We start from the raw sequence: 17,523 nt of genomic DNA, 5'->3' as shown, positions 1-17,523 counted from the left end.
AGAGACAGTGGCGGGGGTGGAAAAAGAGAGCGCGGGGCGGGAATGTCGGAAATGTTGCAGTTCTCAGGCCTAGATGTCGGTAAAGTTGCAAAACTAGAATTCCTGCCAACGACGCGTGAGTAACAAATCGCTCTGACCTGCAGGTTTAGGTAAGTGAGAATGTCTCCCAATAACAAATTGCAACTTTTCCGACATTTAGCCGCTCCGAGGGGTAGTAATAACCGCTCCGAGGGGTGGCAATGGCCGCTGCCGGGGTGGGAAACGTGTCGCCGAGGTGCTTGCCGGGCACGGCCGGGCAGTATTGGGCACTGCGGGTAGGCCTGAAAGGCAGAAAACAGCAAAAGGGCGCCCGCAGGCGCCCTTTTTAAATACAACCGGACCAGCCAGCCGCAGCCGCAGCCGGCTAAAGCCGCCAGCCGGACCAGCAGAAACTACTGCTCCGCGCGTGGCACGTCCAGGTCCGGGTCGTAAGGCTCAGCGGCAACGATCGTCACGGAGACGGTATCGCCAGTGGGGGTCTGGTACTCGCGGGTCTCGCCAACCTTGGCGCCGACGATGGCCGCACCCAGCGGAGCATCGGTGGAGTAGGTCTCCAGGTCCGGGTTAGAAGACTCCAGGCCACGGGTGCCGATCAGGAAGGTCTCCTTATCGTCCTCGTCACCGTCGTAGTAAACGTGGATCACGGAACCAACCAGTGCCACGCCGGACTCCTGCGGAGCCTCGCCGATGGTGGCGCTATCCAGCAGCTCCTCCAGGTAGGTGATGCGTGCTTCCTCCTGGCCCTGCTGCTCGCGGGCCGCGTGGTAGCCACCGTTCTCCTTCAGGTCGCCCTCTTCGCGGCGCTCGTTAATCTCGGCAGCCAGCACTGGACGGTTCTCCTTCAGAGCCGTCAGCTCTGCGTTCAGTCGGTCGTAAGATTCCTGGGTCAGCCAGCGAGTCTGGTTCTCGGCCATTGGGTTCTCCCATCTTCGTTGAAGGTTGACGCGGTCTCTCACGTGGGCGTCAATAGATTATTAAGCAGGCGTGCAAAGTGTAGCACCTGGGCGCCAGGCTACCTGGGCTGCCCGGCCTAGTCGCGCGGGTCGAGGTGCGGCGGTAGCGTGGCGGCGCAACCGTAGGCGGTGGCTGCGTAGCCGCGCTCGCGGGTGGGGATGTCTACCAGGAAGCGCTCTACTTCTTCGCCGCCGCGTGGCACGACGAACTCGCGGCGCCCGACTTCGTTCTTGTCGTAGTCCAGGGCGGTGACGATGCAGTACGCGGGCTTGGAGGGATCCTTGCGGGTGACGTCGATGCTCATGGTCATGCGCTCGTCCGAGACGATCTCTCCGCCAGATTCCTGCGCCGTGACATCCGCTTCCGAATTACGCATGAACTGCGTGACCGCATAGGTCAGCGCCGCTGCCAGCATTACGGCCAGGATTACTACAACGATTTTCCCGGAGAATTTCTGGTTGCGCGTTTCGCCGTAGCGCTCTTCTTGGATGCTCTTCTTCGCCGCCTTCATGATGTCTCTAGTCTAGCCCACCCTTTTATTATTGACGCCCACGTCCCCGGGCTGCCTGGACTGGTGGCTCTATTGGGCAGGGGAGGGCTGGGTAGTAGATTGTATTGGCGTGAGTGAAAAGACATCTTCCGCAGTTACGCCGCGTTATCGCCTGTTGGCGATTCATGCGCACCCGGACGACGAATCCAGCAAGGGTGCGGCCACCATGGCTCGCTATGTTGATGAGGGGCACCGGGTGAAAGTGCTGACGTGCACCGGCGGTGAGCGCGGGGACATCCTGAACCCAGAGATGCAGGAGCTGGCCGAGCAGGGCATCGGAGAGATGATCGAGGTGCGCCGCGAGGAGATGGCTCAGGCAGCCTCCATCCTGGGTGTGGAGCATGAGTGGTTGGGTTATGTGGATTCCGGCCTGCCGGAGGGCGACCCGAAGCCGCCACTGCCGGAGGGCTGCTTTGCCCTGCAGGACACGGAAGAGGTCACACAGAACGTTGTGCGGGTGGTGCGTGAGTTCCGTCCGCACGTCATCATCACCTATGACGAGTACGGCGGCTACCCGCACCCGGATCACATCAAGGTGCATGCGGTTTCCGTCCGTGCCTGGGAGGCTGCCGGCGACCCGAACTACCATCCGGAGCTCGGCGAACCTTGGGAGGTAAAGAAGCTCTACTACACCCATGGCTTCATCCGCGAGCGTTTCGAGAACCTGGCCACCGCCATGTACGAGCGCGGCGCGCAGCTGCCGGAGCACGTCCTGCGGCACTTGGAGATCTGGAGGCAGCTGCCCGATATTTTCTCCCGCGTGACTACCCGCGTGAATGTCGCCAACTGGTTCGAGCGCCGCGATGATGCGCTGCGTGCCCACCGCACTCAGATTGACCCGAAGGGGGCGTTCTTCCTTGCGGACACGGATCTGCAGCAGCAGGTGTGGCCTACCGAGGAGTTCGAGCTCGCGCAGTCGCGCGTGCACAGCGAGCTGCCGGAGACGGAACTCTTCGCGGGCCTGGATTCGGCGGATTAGCGCAGCACTGGGCTGATTCACGCAGCACAAGCCTGATTCACGCAGCGCAGGGTTTCCCCACAGGCGAGCGACAAACTACAGTTAATGGGCAGATAACAAGAAGGAGTTTCCAGCGATGAACACCGCCACCTGGATCATTGCGCAGGCAGAGCGCACCGGCCCGAAGGGCGCCGAGTTCGGCAAGGCCGCCCCCGTGGGCCTGTTCGTGATCGTCATCTTGCTGCTGGTTGTGCTGCTCATCGGCTTCGCCATGAACAAGCGCATCCGCCGCCTCGAGCGCCGCCAGGCTTTCGCCAATGCGCGTGGCATTGATCTGTTCGACACGGAGAAGCTGGAAGCTGCAATGAAGGCCGAAGGCTTCGACGAAACCGCCGGCAAGCGTTCCATGTTTGCCCGAACCGAGGTGCCGCAGACAGATGAGCGTTTCTTGCCCTCCTCCGGCACACTGACCGGCCCCGCTGCTATTGACGCGGAACGGGCGCGGGCTAAGGGCGTCAATAAGGATGGCGAAGAACCCCCGAACCAGCATCAGTAGGATCAATACCGTGAACCGCATCCCCCAGCTGCTATACCCAGCGTACGAGGCCAGCCTGGCGCGCTCGCTGCGCGATAAGCCGCGGCCGAAGCACGTCGCCATCATGGCCGACGGCAACCGCCGCTGGGCGCGCGAGAACGGGTTCACGGATGTGTCGCACGGCCACCGCGTAGGCGCGAAGAAGATCGCGGAAATGTGCGGATGGTGCGATGAACTGGGGATCGAAACCGTCACGGTGTACCTGCTCAGCACCGAAAACCTGAAGCGCTCCCCGGAGGAGCTGTCGTTGCTGTGCAGCATCATTGGTGACGTTGCCGAGGAATTGGCGGATTCTGACGCCGGGTTCCAGCTGCGCACCGTCGGCCACCTGGAGCTACTGCCTGAACAGCTACGCATTCGCCTGGAAGAAAACCAGGCCAAAACGGACGACCACACGGGCGTGCGCGTGAACGTGGCCGTGGGCTATGGCGGGCGCCAGGAGATCGTGGATGCGGTGCAGACCCTCGTGGCCGAGCTGGCGGAGCAGGGGACCGCGCCGGAGGATATGGCGGAGGCAATCACCGCCGAGGCGCTGGGGAACCACATGTACACCTCGGGGCAGCCGGATCCGGACCTGGTGATCCGCACGTCGGGGGAGCAGCGCCTATCCGGTTTCCTGCTGTGGCAGTCCGCGTACTCGGAAATCTGGTTTACCGATACCTATTGGCCGGCTTTCCGGCGCGTGGATTTCCTGCGCGCGCTGCGCGACTACTCGCAGCGGCACCGTCGCTTCGGGCTTTAAGCCGGGGATAACCGGCGATAGGGCGCGGACGATAACTGCCCGCGATAGAGCTCGGGGCTAGATCTTCCGCATCCGCACTTTTTGCACCAGGTGGTCCGGGCCCTTCCGCAGTACTAGAGAGGCACGCACGCGGGTGGGAAGGATATTTTCCATGAGGTTCGGCAGGTTCACGGTCTGCCAGATTTCCCTAGCGACCACGGTGGCCTCTTCATCGCTGAAGTTGGCGAAGTGGTGGAAGTGCGCTTTCGGATCCTTAAACGCAGTGTTCTTCAGGCGCAGGAAGCGGTCGATGTACCAATCCTCGATGTCCTCGCGCCGGGCATCGACGTAAACGGAGAAGTCGAAGAGGTCGGAGACCATGAGGGTGGGGCCGGTCTGCAGAACGTTCAGCCCCTCGACGATGAGGATGTCCGGGCGGTCGACGGTGATGGTCTGGTCCGGAATGCGGTCATAGGCTTCGTGGGAGTACACCGGCGCCTGCACCTTCTGGGTGCCGGACTTCACCTTGGTGATGAAGCTCAGCAGTTCCGCCTGGTCGTAGGACTCCGGGAAGCCCTTGCGGTGCATGAGCTTGCGGCGCTCGAGTTCTGCGGTGGGCAGCAGGAAGCCGTCGGTGGTTACGAGGTCCACCCGCGGGTTTGTCTCCCAACGCTGCAACAGAACCTGCAGCACGCGGGCGGTGGTGGACTTGCCTACGGCGACGGAACCGCAGACGCCGATGATGTAAGGGATCTGCGGCATTGCCTCGCCGAGGAACGTTTCGGTAGCGGCGTTGAGCCTGCGGTGCGCCTCGACACGCAGGAAGATCAGGCGAGACAGTGGCAGGTAGACCTCGGAGACTTCTTCCAGGTCGATTTCGTCGCCGATGCCGCGGAGCTGTTCCAGTTCATCTTCGGTGAGGACCTGGGGCATCGACTTTCTCAAGGTGCGCCACTGAGTACGGTCCAGCTCAATGTAAGGGCTGGGGGAAGTCATAGCACCCATTGTGCCCCGAAAATGGGGCAAGGTGAAATTGGATCGCTTTGGGTTTGTCATGGGACCGCAATGGGAACGCAATGGGGTCGCAATGAGACCGCAATAGTTTGGCAGTGGGGTGGGTGTGGGCTGGGGTTGGGATGAGGTATGGGTTGGGTATAGGGCGCTGCGGGCACTCGCTATGATGGTGATGCAGATAAGCAACCGGTTTTATCTTTCTTAGATTCATCCACAATGGAAGGCCTTGGTAGACGTGACTTCTCCGCAGGATTCGTCCACTCAGAACTCGCAACAGCACAACACTCCTTTGGCGGAGCTGGATCCTCAGGTCGCAGAAGCCATCGCAGGTGAGCTGCGCCGCCAGCGCACAACCCTGGAGATGATCGCTTCGGAGAACTTCGTGCCGCGCGCTGTGCTGCAGGCACAGGGTTCGGTGCTCACCAACAAGTACGCCGAGGGCTACCCGGGCCGTCGTTACTACGGTGGTTGCGAGCACGTGGACGTCGTCGAGGACCTGGCCCGCGACCGCGCCAAGCAGGTCTTCGGTGCAGAGTTCGCCAACGTGCAGCCGCACGCTGGTGCACAGGCCAACGCAGCAGTCCTGATGTCCCTGGCTAACCCGGGCGACAAGATCATGGGCCTGTCCTTGGCACACGGTGGCCACCTGACCCACGGCATGCACCTGAACTTCTCCGGCAAGCTCTACGAGGTCGCCGGATACGAGGTGGATCCGGAGACCTTCCGCCTGGATATGGACAAGATCCGCGAGCAGGCCATTGCAGAGAAGCCGCAGGTGCTGATCGCCGGCTGGTCCGCCTACCCGCGCCACCAGGACTTTGCAGCTTTCAAGTCCATCGCCGATGAGGTCGGGGCGAAGCTGTGGGTGGACATGGCTCACTTCGCTGGCCTGGTTGCCGCGGACCTGCACCCGTCGCCGGTTCCGCACGCTGACGTGGTCTCCACCACCGTGCACAAGACCCTGGGTGGCCCGCGCTCCGGCATGATCCTGGCTAAGCAGGAGTACGCCAAGAAGCTGAATTCTTCCGTATTTCCGGGACAGCAGGGTGGCCCGCTGATGCACGCCGTTGCCGCCAAGGCCGTGGCCATGAAGGTTGCACAGACCGACGAGTTCCGCGACCGTCAGCAGCGCACCCTTGAGGGTGCGAAGATCCTGGCTGAGCGCCTGAACGCTCAGGATACGAAGGACGCTGGCGTGCAGGTGCTCACCGGCGGCACCGACGTACACCTGGTGCTGGTTGATCTGCGCAACTCTCAGCTGGATGGCCAGCAGGGCGAAGACCTGCTGCACGAGGTTGGCATCACCGTCAACCGCAATGCAGTGCCTTTCGACCCGCGCCCGCCGATGGTCACCTCCGGCCTGCGCATCGGCACCTCTGCCCTGGCTTCGCGTGGCCTGGATACCGAGGCCTTCACCGAGGTTGCGGACATCATTGGTACTGCTCTGGCCGGCAACGCGGACATTGCTGCGCTGCGCGCCCGCGTGGATAAGATTGCCGCGGACTTCCCGCTGTACGAGGGCCTGGAAGACTGGAAGCTGGTCTAAGGAGCCCAGCGGCTTCAAGACAGGCAGCTTCAAGGCAAGCGGCTTTGAGAATAGCGGCTATAAGAATTGGGGTTTAGCACTATGGTCAGCACGCAGGTGAAGGATGCAATCATCGTCGTCGACGTTCAAAACGACTTCGTCGATGGTTCCCTGGGAACCGACCGGGGCCTAGAAGTGGCACGGGGGATCAACGCCTGGCTGGGCGGCCTGGTGCACGCCGAGGAGGAAGTCGAAGCAGGCGACGGTTCCTCCGTTGCCGCCCGCCCGCTTATCGTCGGCACAAAGGATTGGCACATCAAGCCCGAAGGCCACTTCGCGCCAGAAGGGGAGGAGCCGGACTACAAGGACACCTGGCCGGTCCACTGCGTAGCCGACACGCACGGCGCGCAGGTCTGTGCCGAGCTGAACCCCGAGCTGGTGGACGCCTGGTTCCACAAGGGCGAATACACCGCCGCATATTCTGGCTTCGAAGGTCACCTCGCGGGCGAGGAGCAGACACTTGAGCAGTGGCTGAACTCCCACGAGGTAGAAAACGTGACGATCGTGGGCATCGCCACCGACTTCTGCGTGCGCGCTACAGCCGAAGATGCGCTCCGGGCGGGCTTCGGCGTGACGGTCATCGAGGAACTTTGCGCCGCGGTGAGCGAGGATGGCGCTACCCAGGCTCTGGACGCCCTCAGGGCTGCCGGCGCCGAGGTTATCGCCCAACCACGCTAGCCATCCCGCGCTAGCGGGTACACAAGAGGGCGATGGCGAGGGGGCGTCACTAGACAAGAAACCACGACAGCATCTGCCCAAAGCACAGCTTTACGCAGCCGCTCCACGTAGCGTATCCAGTATGAGCGAAAACACTAATCTTGTACTGGTCGAAGACAAAGCCGGCGTACGTTACATCACCATCAACCGCGCAGAAGCATACAACTCCCTAGACCAAGGGCTGCGTCTCGCGCTGATCGAGGCATTCCGCAATGCGCAAAAGGATTCGGAAGAACTCGGCTCCGCAGTGCGCGCAGTGGTTCTGCGCGCCAATGGCAAGGCGTTCTGCTCTGGCCAGGATCTGAAGGAACAGCTGCGCGACACGCAGAACCGCACGGGGATGGAAAAGGTGGTGGAGGAGTACAACCCCATGACTGAGCTCCTCGCCGGGATCAGCGTGCCGACGATCGCCGCGATCCAGGGGCCGGCGGCAGGCGCGGGCTGGGGACTGGCAATGGCCTGCGACTTCCGCGTGATGTCCACCGCCGCCTCTTTCAAGGGCGCCTTCACGGGCGTGGGGCTGGCGGCGGATTCGGGCCTGTCACAGACCCTCGTCGACTGCGTGGGCCGCGCTAAGGCCCTGCAGTTGCTGCTCTTGGACCGCAAGGTGCCCGCCGAGGAAGCCGCAGAGCTGGGCCTGGTAGCGCAGCTTGTGGAGCCAGCGGATCTCGAAGCGACCGTGGAGAAACTGGCCAACAGCTTCGCCGCCGGCCCGACCGCGGCGTACAAGGAGATGAAGGCACTGGTGAAGAACACTGCGGCGATCAGCGAGGCTGCCGCAGCGGAGGCAGAGGCACAGCTGCGCCTGTTTAACACCGCCGACCATAGCGAAGCGGTGGCCGCCTTCCTAGGAAAGCGACCACCGCAGTTTAAGGGGGAGTAAGGCTAGACCCTAGCTATCGCCCTTGGCCAGGCGGCGAGAGATGATCTCGATCATGATCTCGTTCGGGCCGCCGTAGATCGGCTGGACGCGGGAGTCCAGGTAGTGGGTGGAGATCGGGTACTCCAGCATGAAGCCGTAGCCGCCGTGCAGCTGCAGAGCCTCGTTGACAACCTCGATCTGCAGCTCGGTGGTCTGGTACTTAGCCATTGCACCGGTGACCTCGTCCAGGGTGCCGTTGACCTTCTCCATGATGCAGGCATCAACGAAGGACTGGGAGCCCTGGATGTTTGTGGCCATCTTGGCCAGCTCCCAGCGGTATGCCTGGTGGTCGATCAGGCGCTGACCGAAGGTCTTGCGGTCCTGAGAGTGCTTGTAAACCAGGTCGAATGCGCGGCGGGAGGTAGCGATGGAGCCCACGGCGATGGACAGGCGCTCCTGTGCCAGGTTGGTGCGGAGGTAGCCGAATGCGGCGCCCTCTTCGCCCAGCAGGTTCTCCTTCGGAACGCGAGTGTCCTCGAAGGACAGCTCAGCGGTGTCCTGGGACTTCAGGCCTACCTTCTTCAGCGGGCCGGTCTTGGTGTAGCCCTCCATGCCGTCCTCAACGATCAGCATGGAAACGCCTGCGCGGCCCTTCTCCGGGTTGGTGACGACGACCAGTAGGGTGAAGTCTGCCTGGACACCGTTGGAGATGAAGGTCTTCGCGCCGTTGACGATGTAGTCGCCGTTCTCGTCCTTCTTCGCGAAGGTGCGGATGCCAGCCAGGTCGGCACCTGCGCCCGGCTCGGTCATTGCCAGTGCGGCGATCTTCTCACCGGCACACAGCGGCTTCAGGAAACGCTCCTTCTGCTCGTCGTTGCCGAAGCGCTGCAGGTAGGGGATGACCAGGTCGTTGATGGTCTGGATGCCCACGATAACGGAACCGGAGTCAGCCTTAGCCAGCTCCTCGGTCAGCACAGCGTTGAAGCGGTAGTCGTTCTCCATACCGCCGCCGCCGAACTCCTCCGGAGCCATCATGCCCAGCAGACCCTGTTGACCGGCCTTCTGGAACATCTCGCGGTCGCAGTAGCCCTGCTCGTGCCAGCGGTCAACGTTCGGGGCGATCTCGGCCTTCACGAAGTCCGCGCAGGCCTCGCGGAACATGTTGTGCTCTTCTTCGAAAATGTTGCGTGGCAGGAAGTTCTTCATGGGTTCCTTTCAAACCAAGACGTTGGCTGCTTGAACTGCCGAACTTGAACTACTGGAATACCAGCAGCGTGCGTAGCGCCAGTGGCAGCAATGTCGGTTATAGAGATTTCTGTGTGTTGCAGCTCGATGTTACATCGCTATTGTGACGTGCATCTCTGCGTTGTTTATGAGAATAGCATTTCTTTGGGGTGAAAGTACAAGGAAACCCCTCGATATTGGGCGAAAACACACTGTTATGTGTCGCACATGGTTGCCACTTCACCCCTGCGGGCAGATCTAGCCACCCCCGCCTGAAAAAAGCCCAGGTCAACTATTTATTCAACATTTTTGTTGTTTAAATATTGACAAGCCAGGTGAGGCTTGGCTAACCTCTTGGATGTGTCGCAGGCTAGTCACCTGAGGCGCACTGCAGTTGTGGAATATGTTGCAGCACCTGTCGAAAGTTCAGTTGTCGGCGCAGTATTCATGCGACGAGGGTTTCTCTCTTCTCCCCGAAGCGCACGAGCATCGGTAGCCACTTTCTCCTCCGAGGTGCTGTGGTTGTTCATCCGGTTACCCGGCAACCGTCAGCTTCGTCACCTGGAGGTTGCTTACCGGATAAAGCTTCTGATGGCTCGTCACCATCGAAGGCCCAAGGTCAATGGCCAAAGGCGAAAAGGCGAGGAAAGGTCCGAAATATCGGGCTTATCCTCGCCTTTTTCTTATTCTTATGCCGCCTCTAGCTGAACTTATTGACGCCCCGTCTCCTCGCGCTCACTAGCCAACTTACGGCGAGCCTCTCGCAGCCACTCCGGCTGCTTTTCAAGCAATGCCTTAATCTCCGCGGTCGTCAGTGGCTTGTCCATGTCATTGTTCTTCAGCGACGTAATGCTAATGCCCAGCTTGCGAGCTACCTCGGGGCGGGGGTGTGGCCCCTCTCGGCGCAGCGTCTGTAGCCACTCGGGCGGGTTCTTCTGCAGCTCCACGAATTGCTCATGGGTAAGTGCGGAATCCTGGAACTCCTGCGGCGTGGCTGGAAGGTAGATGGCCAGCTTCTTTGCGGCGGTGGCGGGCTTCATGGGCGGGCCGGACTTGTAACTTGGGATCGCGTCAGTCATGTTCATCATTCTAATGAACGGCTCTATTATTGGTGCCATGCCCACTCAGCAGAACCACGCCGCGAAACCGCGCCAGCACCTAAAAGTTGTCTTTAGCACTGGCGTGCAGCCGGATAAGTGGTTCCGCCGTTTTGACGAGCGGGTTCCCGGGTGGAAGATCGCCAGCGCGGGCACCGATGACCCGTTGCCTTATATACGCGCAGGCCAGGCGGATGTTGCCTTGGTGCGTCTCCCGGCGGAAGGGTTCGAGCGCCCGGCTGACATGCACGAAGTTGCCCTCTACGAGGAGCAGATCGGCGTTGCCGCACCCAAGGAGCATCCCGCCAGGGTCATGGATTCCATCAACTTCCGGGAGCTGGCCGACGAGAAACTTATGTACGTCACCCCTCCTACCGGCTGGGATAATGTGGCAGCTCTGCGCGAAGCCCTGCAGGTGGTTGCCGCCAATGTTGGCATTGCCGTCGCGCCGCGTCCCTTGCTGCGGGCTATTAACCAGCGCGGGGTGGTGCATCGGGATCTTTCGGGGATTGACGCCACCACGTGCCCCCGCACCCGGGTGGCCCTGATGTGGCTTACCGAATCCGACAGTGACGTCATCCAGGACTTCGTTGGGATATGTAAAGGGCGCACCGCGAGCAGCTCGCGACAGGTGGCTAAGCGTGGGCGTGGTGGCGTCCATAAAAATGCAGATAAAACAAAGAAAAGAGGTAAGAAAAAGACCTCTCAAGGCGCGCGGCGAAAATAAAGAATTGGTTCCGATTGGGTTAAAGATCCTCAACAACACGTGCATTTTTCGTTGGAACACTATTAGGAATGGAGGGGTATTGCTTTTGCAATAAGCGAGAGCTGAAAAAGAGCCGACAGAAAGGTATTAGTAATGAACTCCAACAAGCGCTTCCGTCGTTCCGCAGTGGCACTGGCTGCAGGTGCATCTCTGGTATTCGGTGCTGCTGCATGCTCTGACGATGCTGAGGACGCCAAGGACAAGGCTGGCGACGCAGCAAACTCCGCTACTGAGAAGGCTGGCGAGGCTGCCGACTCTGCTACCGCGAAGGCCGGTGAAGGCGAGGACGGCGAGTCCGAGGCTGAGGGTGCTGACGCTGAGGGCTCTGAGGGCGCAGACGCAGAGGGCGCCGAGGGTGAGACCGAGAAGGTCCAGACCGCTAGCGGTGAAGAAGTTGAGCTGCCGAAGGACGTCAAGACCGCTTGGGACAACGAGGGCGGCGAGTCCGGTTCCTTCGGTAAGCTCGCCGAGTTTACCGAGGGCGAGAACGGCTCCCTGGCAACCTTCGAAAAGGGCTGGATCGCCAACTCCAAGGACCACGGTGCAGTTCCGCTGATCGGCAAGATCGGCGAGACCTGGAACAACGGCGGCGGCCTGGACAACGAGCTGGGTCTGCCGACCGCTCCGGAGAAGGGCGACGCAGCTAACGGCTGGACCCAGTCCTTCGAAAACGGCACCATCACGTGGGCCAAGGACGAGTCCGGTCAGTTCTCCGAGACCATCGAGAAGCGCTAAGTTCTAACCCTCAAGTAGAACTTGATAACCCCAGGTGAGGGGCAGGAACTGCCCCGAAGCCTGGGGCTTTTTATGTTTACCCAGAGTTCATCTGACAACAATGTAATTTCCATGCGGTGCGCATAGCGTCGAGGGTGTCCGAAGCAAGTAACAACTACCCACCTCATCCGTTTCCCGGATGTAAAGCGTAGCTTTTGCGGCGTGGAACGTCCGGGTTGATTGACTCATAATCCCTTACAAGGAGCACCACCTCCATGACTTCCGCCGCACCCACCGATCAGGCACATCAGAACTTTCAGGCAGAGCAGGCTCTCAACGCCCATTCCGACGCAGAGCTCGGCCTAAGCACCTATGTCCTTGACACCTCGGTGTTGCTATCCGATCCCTGGGCACTCATCAAGTTTGCGGAACACCGCATCATCCTCCCCGTCGTCGTCATCAGTGAACTCGAAGGCAAGCGCCATCACCCGGAACTCGGCTGGTTCGCCCGGCAGGCCTTGCGCATGCTCGAGGACTTTCGTCAGGAGCACGGTCGACTGGACATGCCCAGCATCGTCAATGAAGCTGGCGGCACCGTACAGGTTGAGCTGAACCACGTTGACCAGTCCGTGCTGCCCACGGGCCTGCGCGGAGAACAGAACGATCACCGCATCCTGGCCTGCGCTTTGAACCTGCGAGCGGAGGGGCACAACGTCACGCTGGTGACGAAGGACGTGCCGCTGCGTGTGAAGGCCGGCGCCGTTGGTCTTGACGCCGACGAGTACCACGCCCAGGACGTCGTGCTAACCGGGTACAACGGCATGGCTCGCGCGGAGGTGCCCACCAGCATCATCGACGAGTTGTACGACGTGGGGGAGGCCGACATCTCCGGCGCCCTGACGGTAGACGGCGACGAGGTCGACGAGCTGCCGATCCACTGCGGCTTGCAGCTGACCGCGGGCAGCCAGTCCGTTCTGGCGCGTTCGATGGGCGACGGAATGGTCCGCCAGGTTCCCACCGACCTGGAAGCCTTCGGCATCCGGGGGCGCAGCGCCCAGCAGCGCGTGGCGTTGGACCTGCTGCTGGATAACGAGGTTGGCATTGTCAGTCTCGGCGGTTCCGCGGGCACCGGCAAATCCGCTCTGGCGCTGTGCGCCGGGTTGGAGGCAGTGCTAGAACGCGGTGAACACAAGCGCATCGTCGTCTTCCGCCCCCTGTACGCCGTCGGCGGCCAGGATCTGGGCTACCTGCCCGGTAGTGAGACGGAAAAGATGAACCCCTGGGCGCAGGCGGTGTACGACACCCTGGAAGGGGTGGTGAGCGACAACGTGCTGGAGGAGATCGACGCCCGCGGGTTGCTGGAGGTGCTGCCGCTGACGCACATCCGTGGCCGCAGCCTCAACGACAGCTTCGTCATTGTGGACGAGGCCCAGTCACTCGAACGCAACGTCCTGCTAACAGTGCTCTCTCGCCTGGGGCGCAACTCCCGCGTTGTACTGACTCACGACGTTGCGCAGCGCGATAACCTGCGGGTAGGGCGCCACGACGGAATCCAGGCGGTGATCGAAAAGCTGAAGAACAATCCGCTGTTCGCGCACGTTACGCTGACCCGGTCCGAGCGTTCCGCGATCGCTGAACTGGTGACGAATCTGTTGGAAAAAGGATAGTTCGCTCACAGCTGCCGGTAGTCAGGTGGCGTAAACGATGGGTTTTAGGGCACAATTTCTTCCATGACTTCCGCGAACACCGCAGGTAACACTGCGCACTCTGGGAACGCTGCGAACACTGCAGGGAGAGCCGCAGATAGCAGTGCTGGCAACAACGCCAAGGACAGTGCCAAGCAGGCTATCTCCATCCGCCTGATGGAGGAGAAGGACTATCCGCAAGTCCAGAAGATCCTGCAGACCGGTATGGATACGGGCGAGGCTACCTTTGAGGAAAGCGCGCCCGAAGCGTGGGATGACTTCATGCGCCACCGCTTGCCCGAGCTCTCCTTCGTTGCCATCGACACGGATCCCGCAGCTGCGGCGGCCGCGGGGCTTGGGGAGGATGAGGAGAAGATCCTGGGGTGGATCACTGCCACCTCCGCCAGTCACCGCGACGTGTTCGACGGGGTGCTGGAGGACTCGATCTACGTCCACAATGACGCCGCCGGCAAGGGCGTGGCCGGCAGCCTGCTCGACAGGCTGCTCAAGGAGGCCGCAGAGCAGGGCCACTGGGCGATGCACTCCAGCATCTTCCCGGAGAACGAAGGCTCCGTGCGGCTGCACGTCTCCCGAGGCTTCGAGGAAGTGGGAGTGTTCCACTGCATGTCTCACATGAACTACGGGCCGAAGAAGGGCACGTGGCGCCACAACATGGTGATGGAGAAGATTCTCGAGGGCGGCCCGGCATGGAAGTACTACCAGGAGAACCTGGACCACCCCGACGAGGGCGACGCTGAGGGCAACGCTGAGAGCGCTAGCAACGCGGGCAGCTCTGAAAACGCTGAGGAATCGGCAGAAAAGTCCGAGTAACTTTCCAGCACGTATCCCAAGCACGTTTCTCAGGCACGTTCCCGAGCGAGCTCAGACACAGCAAAAGGCGACCGTATTAGCCATTAGCGCGGTCGCCTTTTCTCTTTGCGCAGGATCCCATCTGGGACTACTCGATGGTTTCCTTCAGATTGTCCTGGCGGACCAAGACCAGAATCAGCGCAGCCAAAATAGCCACCGGCGCCATTGCCCCGAGAACGGGGACGAGGGCGTCGTTATACGAGGTAGTGATCGCGTCATGCAACGGGCCAGGCAGCGTATCGACGATCTCCGGGGTTAGCCGCGCACTGCCGCCGCCCTGGAAGTCCTTTGCGAACTCAGCCCCTTGCGGACCCAGCTCCTTGAGCGCGCCGGGTACCCGCTGGCCCATCAGATCCGCCACGCGGTGCGTGAACAGCGAACCGATGATAGCTGAGCCAGCCGTACCGCCAATCTGGCGGAAGAAGTTATTCGAAGCCGTCGCAGTGCCCACCATCGAGATTGGGAAAGAGTTCTGCACGATCAGCACCAAAATCTGCATCGAAAGCCCCAGGCCAACACCCATCAGGGCCAAGACAAGACCGAGGTGCACGAGGGAATCGTGGGCGTCAAAAAGCCCCATAAGACCGACCGCCGCGGCGGCGACGAGCAGACCCGCGACGGGGAACCACTTATAGCGGCCCGTGCGGGACACGTACTGGCCGGAGGCGGTGGCGGTGACGATCATGCCGGCCATCATCGGGACCATCATCAGACCGGCCTTGGTGGGGGTCATGCCGTGCACCATCTGGATGTACGTCGGCATGTAAGCCAGCACGCCAAACATAACCACACCCGTGATCGTTCCCGCCGCAGTCGTGACGACGAAGTTGCGGACGGTGAACAGCTGCATCGGGATCAGCGGATCCTTCGCCTTGCGTTCCACCAGTACGAACAGCGTAGCCAGGATTGCCGCTGCGATGCCCAGGCAGATGATGACCGGGCTGGACCAGGCGTAATCGCGCCCACCCCAGGTGAGCAGCAGAATCAGCGCGCTAGTAGCGCCGGCCATCAGGACCGTGCCGGGGACGTCCAGGCGGGCGCCCGAGCCACGTTTCGGCAGCTGGAGATTGAAGAACACCATCAGGAACGTGATGACCGCCAGCGGAACGTTGAACCACAGCGCCCAACGCCAGCCCGGGCCGTCGGTGAAGAAGCCACCCAGCAGCGGCCCTAGTACGGAGCTCAGGCCGAAGACGGCACCCATGATGCCCATGTAGCGGCCGCGATCACGTGCGGGAACCACGTCGGCGATGATGGCCTGCGCGCCGATCATCAGGCCGCCGGCGCCGAGGCCCTGTACGCCGCGGGCGACGATCATCATGTCCATGCTCTGCGCAAGCGCACCCAGGACGGAGCCGGCCAGGAACAGGGTTACCGCCACCAGGTACAACGGCTTACGACCCATCTGGTCACCCAGTTTGCCGTAGACGGGCATGCCGATGGTCATGGTCAGCAGGAAGCTGGTGATGACCCAGCTCATCTTGTTGGCACCGCCGAGCTCGCCGACGAGGGTGGGCAGGGCGGTGGAGAAGATCATCTGCCCCAGTGAGGACATCAGCATGCCTAGCATCAGGCAGCCGAAGACTAGGGGGACGTTGTTGTGGTTTTCCTGGCGCTGCTTTTCCGCCGCGTCGAGCCGTGCCTTGGCTGCAGCGGCTTCTTCGCGAGTATCTTTCATGGGCGGTTCTCCTTGGTTTTCTGTGCTTTCTGCGAGATGTTTTCTGCGGTTGAGGCTGTTGACGGCTTGAGGGTGGCCGGTTCGATGGCACTGAAGACTTGCCGTAGCCCGGTTAAAGCAACGTCGAAGTCCTTTGTGCTGTTCAGGGTTCTGCCGCGCCGTGTGGCTGAGGTTGCTGCGGCCCATTGCACCGTTGTTGCCGCGGTGACGATGAGGTGTGCTTCCTCCATCGCCTCCATGTCGGTGCTGCGGTTATGCGGGTGCCTTTCGAGGTTCTTGCACACCGCTTCGGCAAGGTCGCTGCGCAGCTTTTCGTAGCTGGCGAGCTTCGCAAGTGCCAGGCTGGGGAATCTCTTTATTATTTGGGATCGACGCCACCTTATCGACTCCGCCAGTTCCGGATCGAGGTTGGCATTGTCCGACTTCTTGGCCTCCTCGATGCGCTTCTTGGTCAGCATGTCGTAGAGGTATTGAGGCAGGCTGCCCCGTGCCGGGGAGAAGCTTTCGAGTTTGTTGAAGTCGTCTTCGGTGAGCAACGGGGGTTGTTTGCCGACCGCAACGTGTTCCTTGGATGAGAAGTAGTTGAAGAAGGTGCGGCGGCTGATGTCCGCTGCTTCGCAGATTTCCTCCAGGGTGACTCCATCGAAGGAACGATCGAGGAAGAGGCGAGTGGCCTCGTCCTCGATCCTTAGCCTGGTTTCCAGGCGTTTGCGCTCGCGCAGTCCCATGGTTGGGGGATCTGTGGGCTCTGGGGGAGCTGGAGGTTCCGTGGGGTCTGGGGGAGTTGTGTGGTCCGTGGGTTCCGTGGGCTCCGTGGACTCTGGGGGAGCTGGGGGATCGGAGCGGTTCGAATGCATCACTCGAACAAAGTTACACCCAGTGCAAAGTTGTATCTAGTGCAAAGTTTGTGTGATTCTTCATACGGGTTTGCCTAGTGTGTGGTGGTTAACGGTCTGCGCCGCGGGTGGGATGGGGTGCTGTGACTGGCTTTGCGGGTGGGGGTGCTGCGCCTGTCGTCACGGGTGGGTTTGTGGTGGGCGTGGTCGCGAAGTTCCATTGTGGGGGTGTAAATGTCGGAAATGTTGCACTCCGGTTGGGTAAATGTCGGAAATGTTGCACTCCGGTTGGGTAAATGTCGGAAAAGTTGCACAACCTTGTCGGGGCGAATTTTCAATAGTGTAAAAGTGTAGGTCACGGGGGTGTTGCTGAAGGGGCCAATTCTGGAGGGGAGGCCTTTTGCAACTTTTCCGACATCTATGAAACGTGTGGTGTTGGTGTGACCAATAGCTTCTGAAGGATAGTGGTTGGTTGACGATGTGACGGCAGATAGTGGGTATTGGTCGGTGCTGGAGAGGCTGAATGTCGCTAGAACGAGAATCCGTTAATGGGATCAAATCCCAGTAAAGTAAAAGCCCAGGTCAGAGGGTTTTGATTTTCCGGAGTCGGCTGCGGCGCCGTGCGTATTCCCGTTCTAACGACATTTTGGCTCTATGG

General features: G+C 61.1%; 17 protein-coding genes. 10 read left to right on the top strand and 7 right to left on the bottom strand.

Annotated features, from left to right (window positions below; genetic code table 11):
* Window positions 1-431: 431 nt before the first annotated feature.
* Window positions 432-953, bottom strand: a complete 522-nt coding sequence (greA, locus tag MHX66_RS04295; RefSeq protein WP_239200315.1) for a transcription elongation factor GreA — start codon at window positions 951-953, stop codon at window positions 432-434.
* Between the two features lie 116 nt (window positions 954-1,069).
* Entirely contained in the window at window positions 1,070-1,504 is a 435-nt protein-coding gene (locus tag MHX66_RS04290) for a DUF4307 domain-containing protein (RefSeq protein WP_239200312.1), read from the bottom strand.
* A 109-nt stretch (window positions 1,505-1,613) separates the two neighbouring features.
* Between MHX66_RS04290 and mca the strand changes: the two genes are divergently transcribed.
* The 3 genes from mca to MHX66_RS04275 all read left to right on the top strand — a co-directional run bounded on the left by mca (window position 1,614) and on the right by MHX66_RS04275 (window position 3,838).
* Window positions 1,614-2,522, top strand: a complete 909-nt coding sequence (gene mca / locus MHX66_RS04285; protein ID WP_239200292.1) for a mycothiol conjugate amidase Mca — start codon at window positions 1,614-1,616, stop codon at window positions 2,520-2,522.
* Window positions 2,523-2,637: 115 nt separating this feature from the next.
* Window positions 2,638-3,057 (top strand): hypothetical protein, encoded by a 420-nt coding sequence (locus MHX66_RS04280; protein ID WP_239200289.1) that lies wholly within the window; start codon window positions 2,638-2,640, stop codon window positions 3,055-3,057.
* Between the two features lie 10 nt (window positions 3,058-3,067).
* Entirely contained in the window at window positions 3,068-3,838 is a 771-nt protein-coding gene (locus MHX66_RS04275) for an isoprenyl transferase (RefSeq protein ID WP_239200286.1), read from the top strand.
* A gap of 57 nt (window positions 3,839-3,895) precedes the next feature.
* Here the strand turns inward: MHX66_RS04275 and coaA are convergent, their stop codons facing one another.
* Window positions 3,896-4,822 (bottom strand): type I pantothenate kinase, encoded by a 927-nt coding sequence (coaA, locus tag MHX66_RS04270; RefSeq protein WP_239200284.1) that lies wholly within the window; start codon window positions 4,820-4,822, stop codon window positions 3,896-3,898.
* A gap of 244 nt (window positions 4,823-5,066) precedes the next feature.
* On the opposite strand from coaA, the gene glyA reads away from it, so the two are divergent.
* The 3 genes from glyA to MHX66_RS04255 all read left to right on the top strand — a co-directional run bounded on the left by glyA (window position 5,067) and on the right by MHX66_RS04255 (window position 8,016).
* A complete protein-coding gene (gene glyA, locus MHX66_RS04265) occupies window positions 5,067-6,377 on the top strand; it encodes a serine hydroxymethyltransferase (protein ID WP_370646269.1) in 1,311 nt (436 codons plus the stop codon).
* Window positions 6,378-6,458: 81 nt separating this feature from the next.
* Window positions 6,459-7,094 carry an isochorismatase family protein gene (locus MHX66_RS04260; RefSeq protein ID WP_239200281.1) on the top strand — a complete coding sequence of 212 codons (636 nt, stop codon included), beginning with the start codon at window positions 6,459-6,461 and terminating at the stop codon, window positions 7,092-7,094.
* A gap of 121 nt (window positions 7,095-7,215) precedes the next feature.
* The gene (locus MHX66_RS04255; RefSeq protein WP_239200278.1) at window positions 7,216-8,016 is read left to right on the top strand and encodes an enoyl-CoA hydratase/isomerase family protein; all 801 of its coding nucleotides are present in this window, start codon (window positions 7,216-7,218) and stop codon (window positions 8,014-8,016) included.
* A gap of 9 nt (window positions 8,017-8,025) precedes the next feature.
* On the opposite strand, the gene MHX66_RS04250 is transcribed toward MHX66_RS04255, so the two are convergent.
* Both MHX66_RS04250 and MHX66_RS04245 read right to left on the bottom strand, forming a co-directional pair.
* Window positions 8,026-9,201, bottom strand: coding sequence for an acyl-CoA dehydrogenase family protein (locus tag MHX66_RS04250; protein WP_035004419.1), 1,176 nt, complete (start codon window positions 9,199-9,201; stop codon window positions 8,026-8,028).
* Between the two features lie 728 nt (window positions 9,202-9,929).
* Window positions 9,930-10,298: a DUF5997 family protein gene (locus MHX66_RS04245; RefSeq protein WP_239200275.1), complete on the bottom strand. Its 369-nt coding sequence runs from the start codon at window positions 10,296-10,298 to the stop codon at window positions 9,930-9,932.
* Window positions 10,299-10,335: 37 nt separating this feature from the next.
* Between MHX66_RS04245 and MHX66_RS04240 the strand changes: the two genes are divergently transcribed.
* From MHX66_RS04240 to MHX66_RS04225, 4 genes are all read left to right on the top strand, one after another.
* A complete protein-coding gene (locus MHX66_RS04240; RefSeq protein WP_239200272.1) occupies window positions 10,336-11,043 on the top strand; it encodes a LysR substrate-binding domain-containing protein in 708 nt (235 codons plus the stop codon).
* A gap of 132 nt (window positions 11,044-11,175) precedes the next feature.
* Window positions 11,176-11,817, top strand: coding sequence for an LGFP repeat-containing protein (locus MHX66_RS04235; protein ID WP_239200269.1), 642 nt, complete (start codon window positions 11,176-11,178; stop codon window positions 11,815-11,817).
* A 254-nt stretch (window positions 11,818-12,071) separates the two neighbouring features.
* Window positions 12,072-13,463, top strand: a complete 1,392-nt coding sequence (locus tag MHX66_RS04230) for a PhoH family protein (protein ID WP_239200266.1) — start codon at window positions 12,072-12,074, stop codon at window positions 13,461-13,463.
* A 63-nt stretch (window positions 13,464-13,526) separates the two neighbouring features.
* Entirely contained in the window at window positions 13,527-14,312 is a 786-nt protein-coding gene (locus MHX66_RS04225) for a GNAT family N-acetyltransferase (RefSeq protein ID WP_239200263.1), read from the top strand.
* A gap of 127 nt (window positions 14,313-14,439) precedes the next feature.
* On the opposite strand, the gene MHX66_RS04220 is transcribed toward MHX66_RS04225, so the two are convergent.
* Both MHX66_RS04220 and MHX66_RS04215 read right to left on the bottom strand, forming a co-directional pair.
* Complete coding sequence (locus MHX66_RS04220; protein ID WP_239200260.1) at window positions 14,440-16,029, bottom strand: MDR family MFS transporter; 1,590 nt, start codon at window positions 16,027-16,029, stop codon at window positions 14,440-14,442.
* Complete coding sequence (locus MHX66_RS04215) at window positions 16,026-16,757, bottom strand: TetR/AcrR family transcriptional regulator (protein ID WP_239200257.1); 732 nt, start codon at window positions 16,755-16,757, stop codon at window positions 16,026-16,028. Before MHX66_RS04215 ends, MHX66_RS04220 begins: the two co-directional genes overlap by 4 nt.
* Window positions 16,758-17,523 lie beyond the last annotated feature (766 nt).

The organism is Corynebacterium sp. ACRPH (assembly GCF_022347285.1).
Taxonomy (GTDB): domain Bacteria; phylum Actinomycetota; class Actinomycetes; order Mycobacteriales; family Mycobacteriaceae; genus Corynebacterium.
This window is presented reverse-complemented; position numbering and strand designations above follow the sequence as displayed.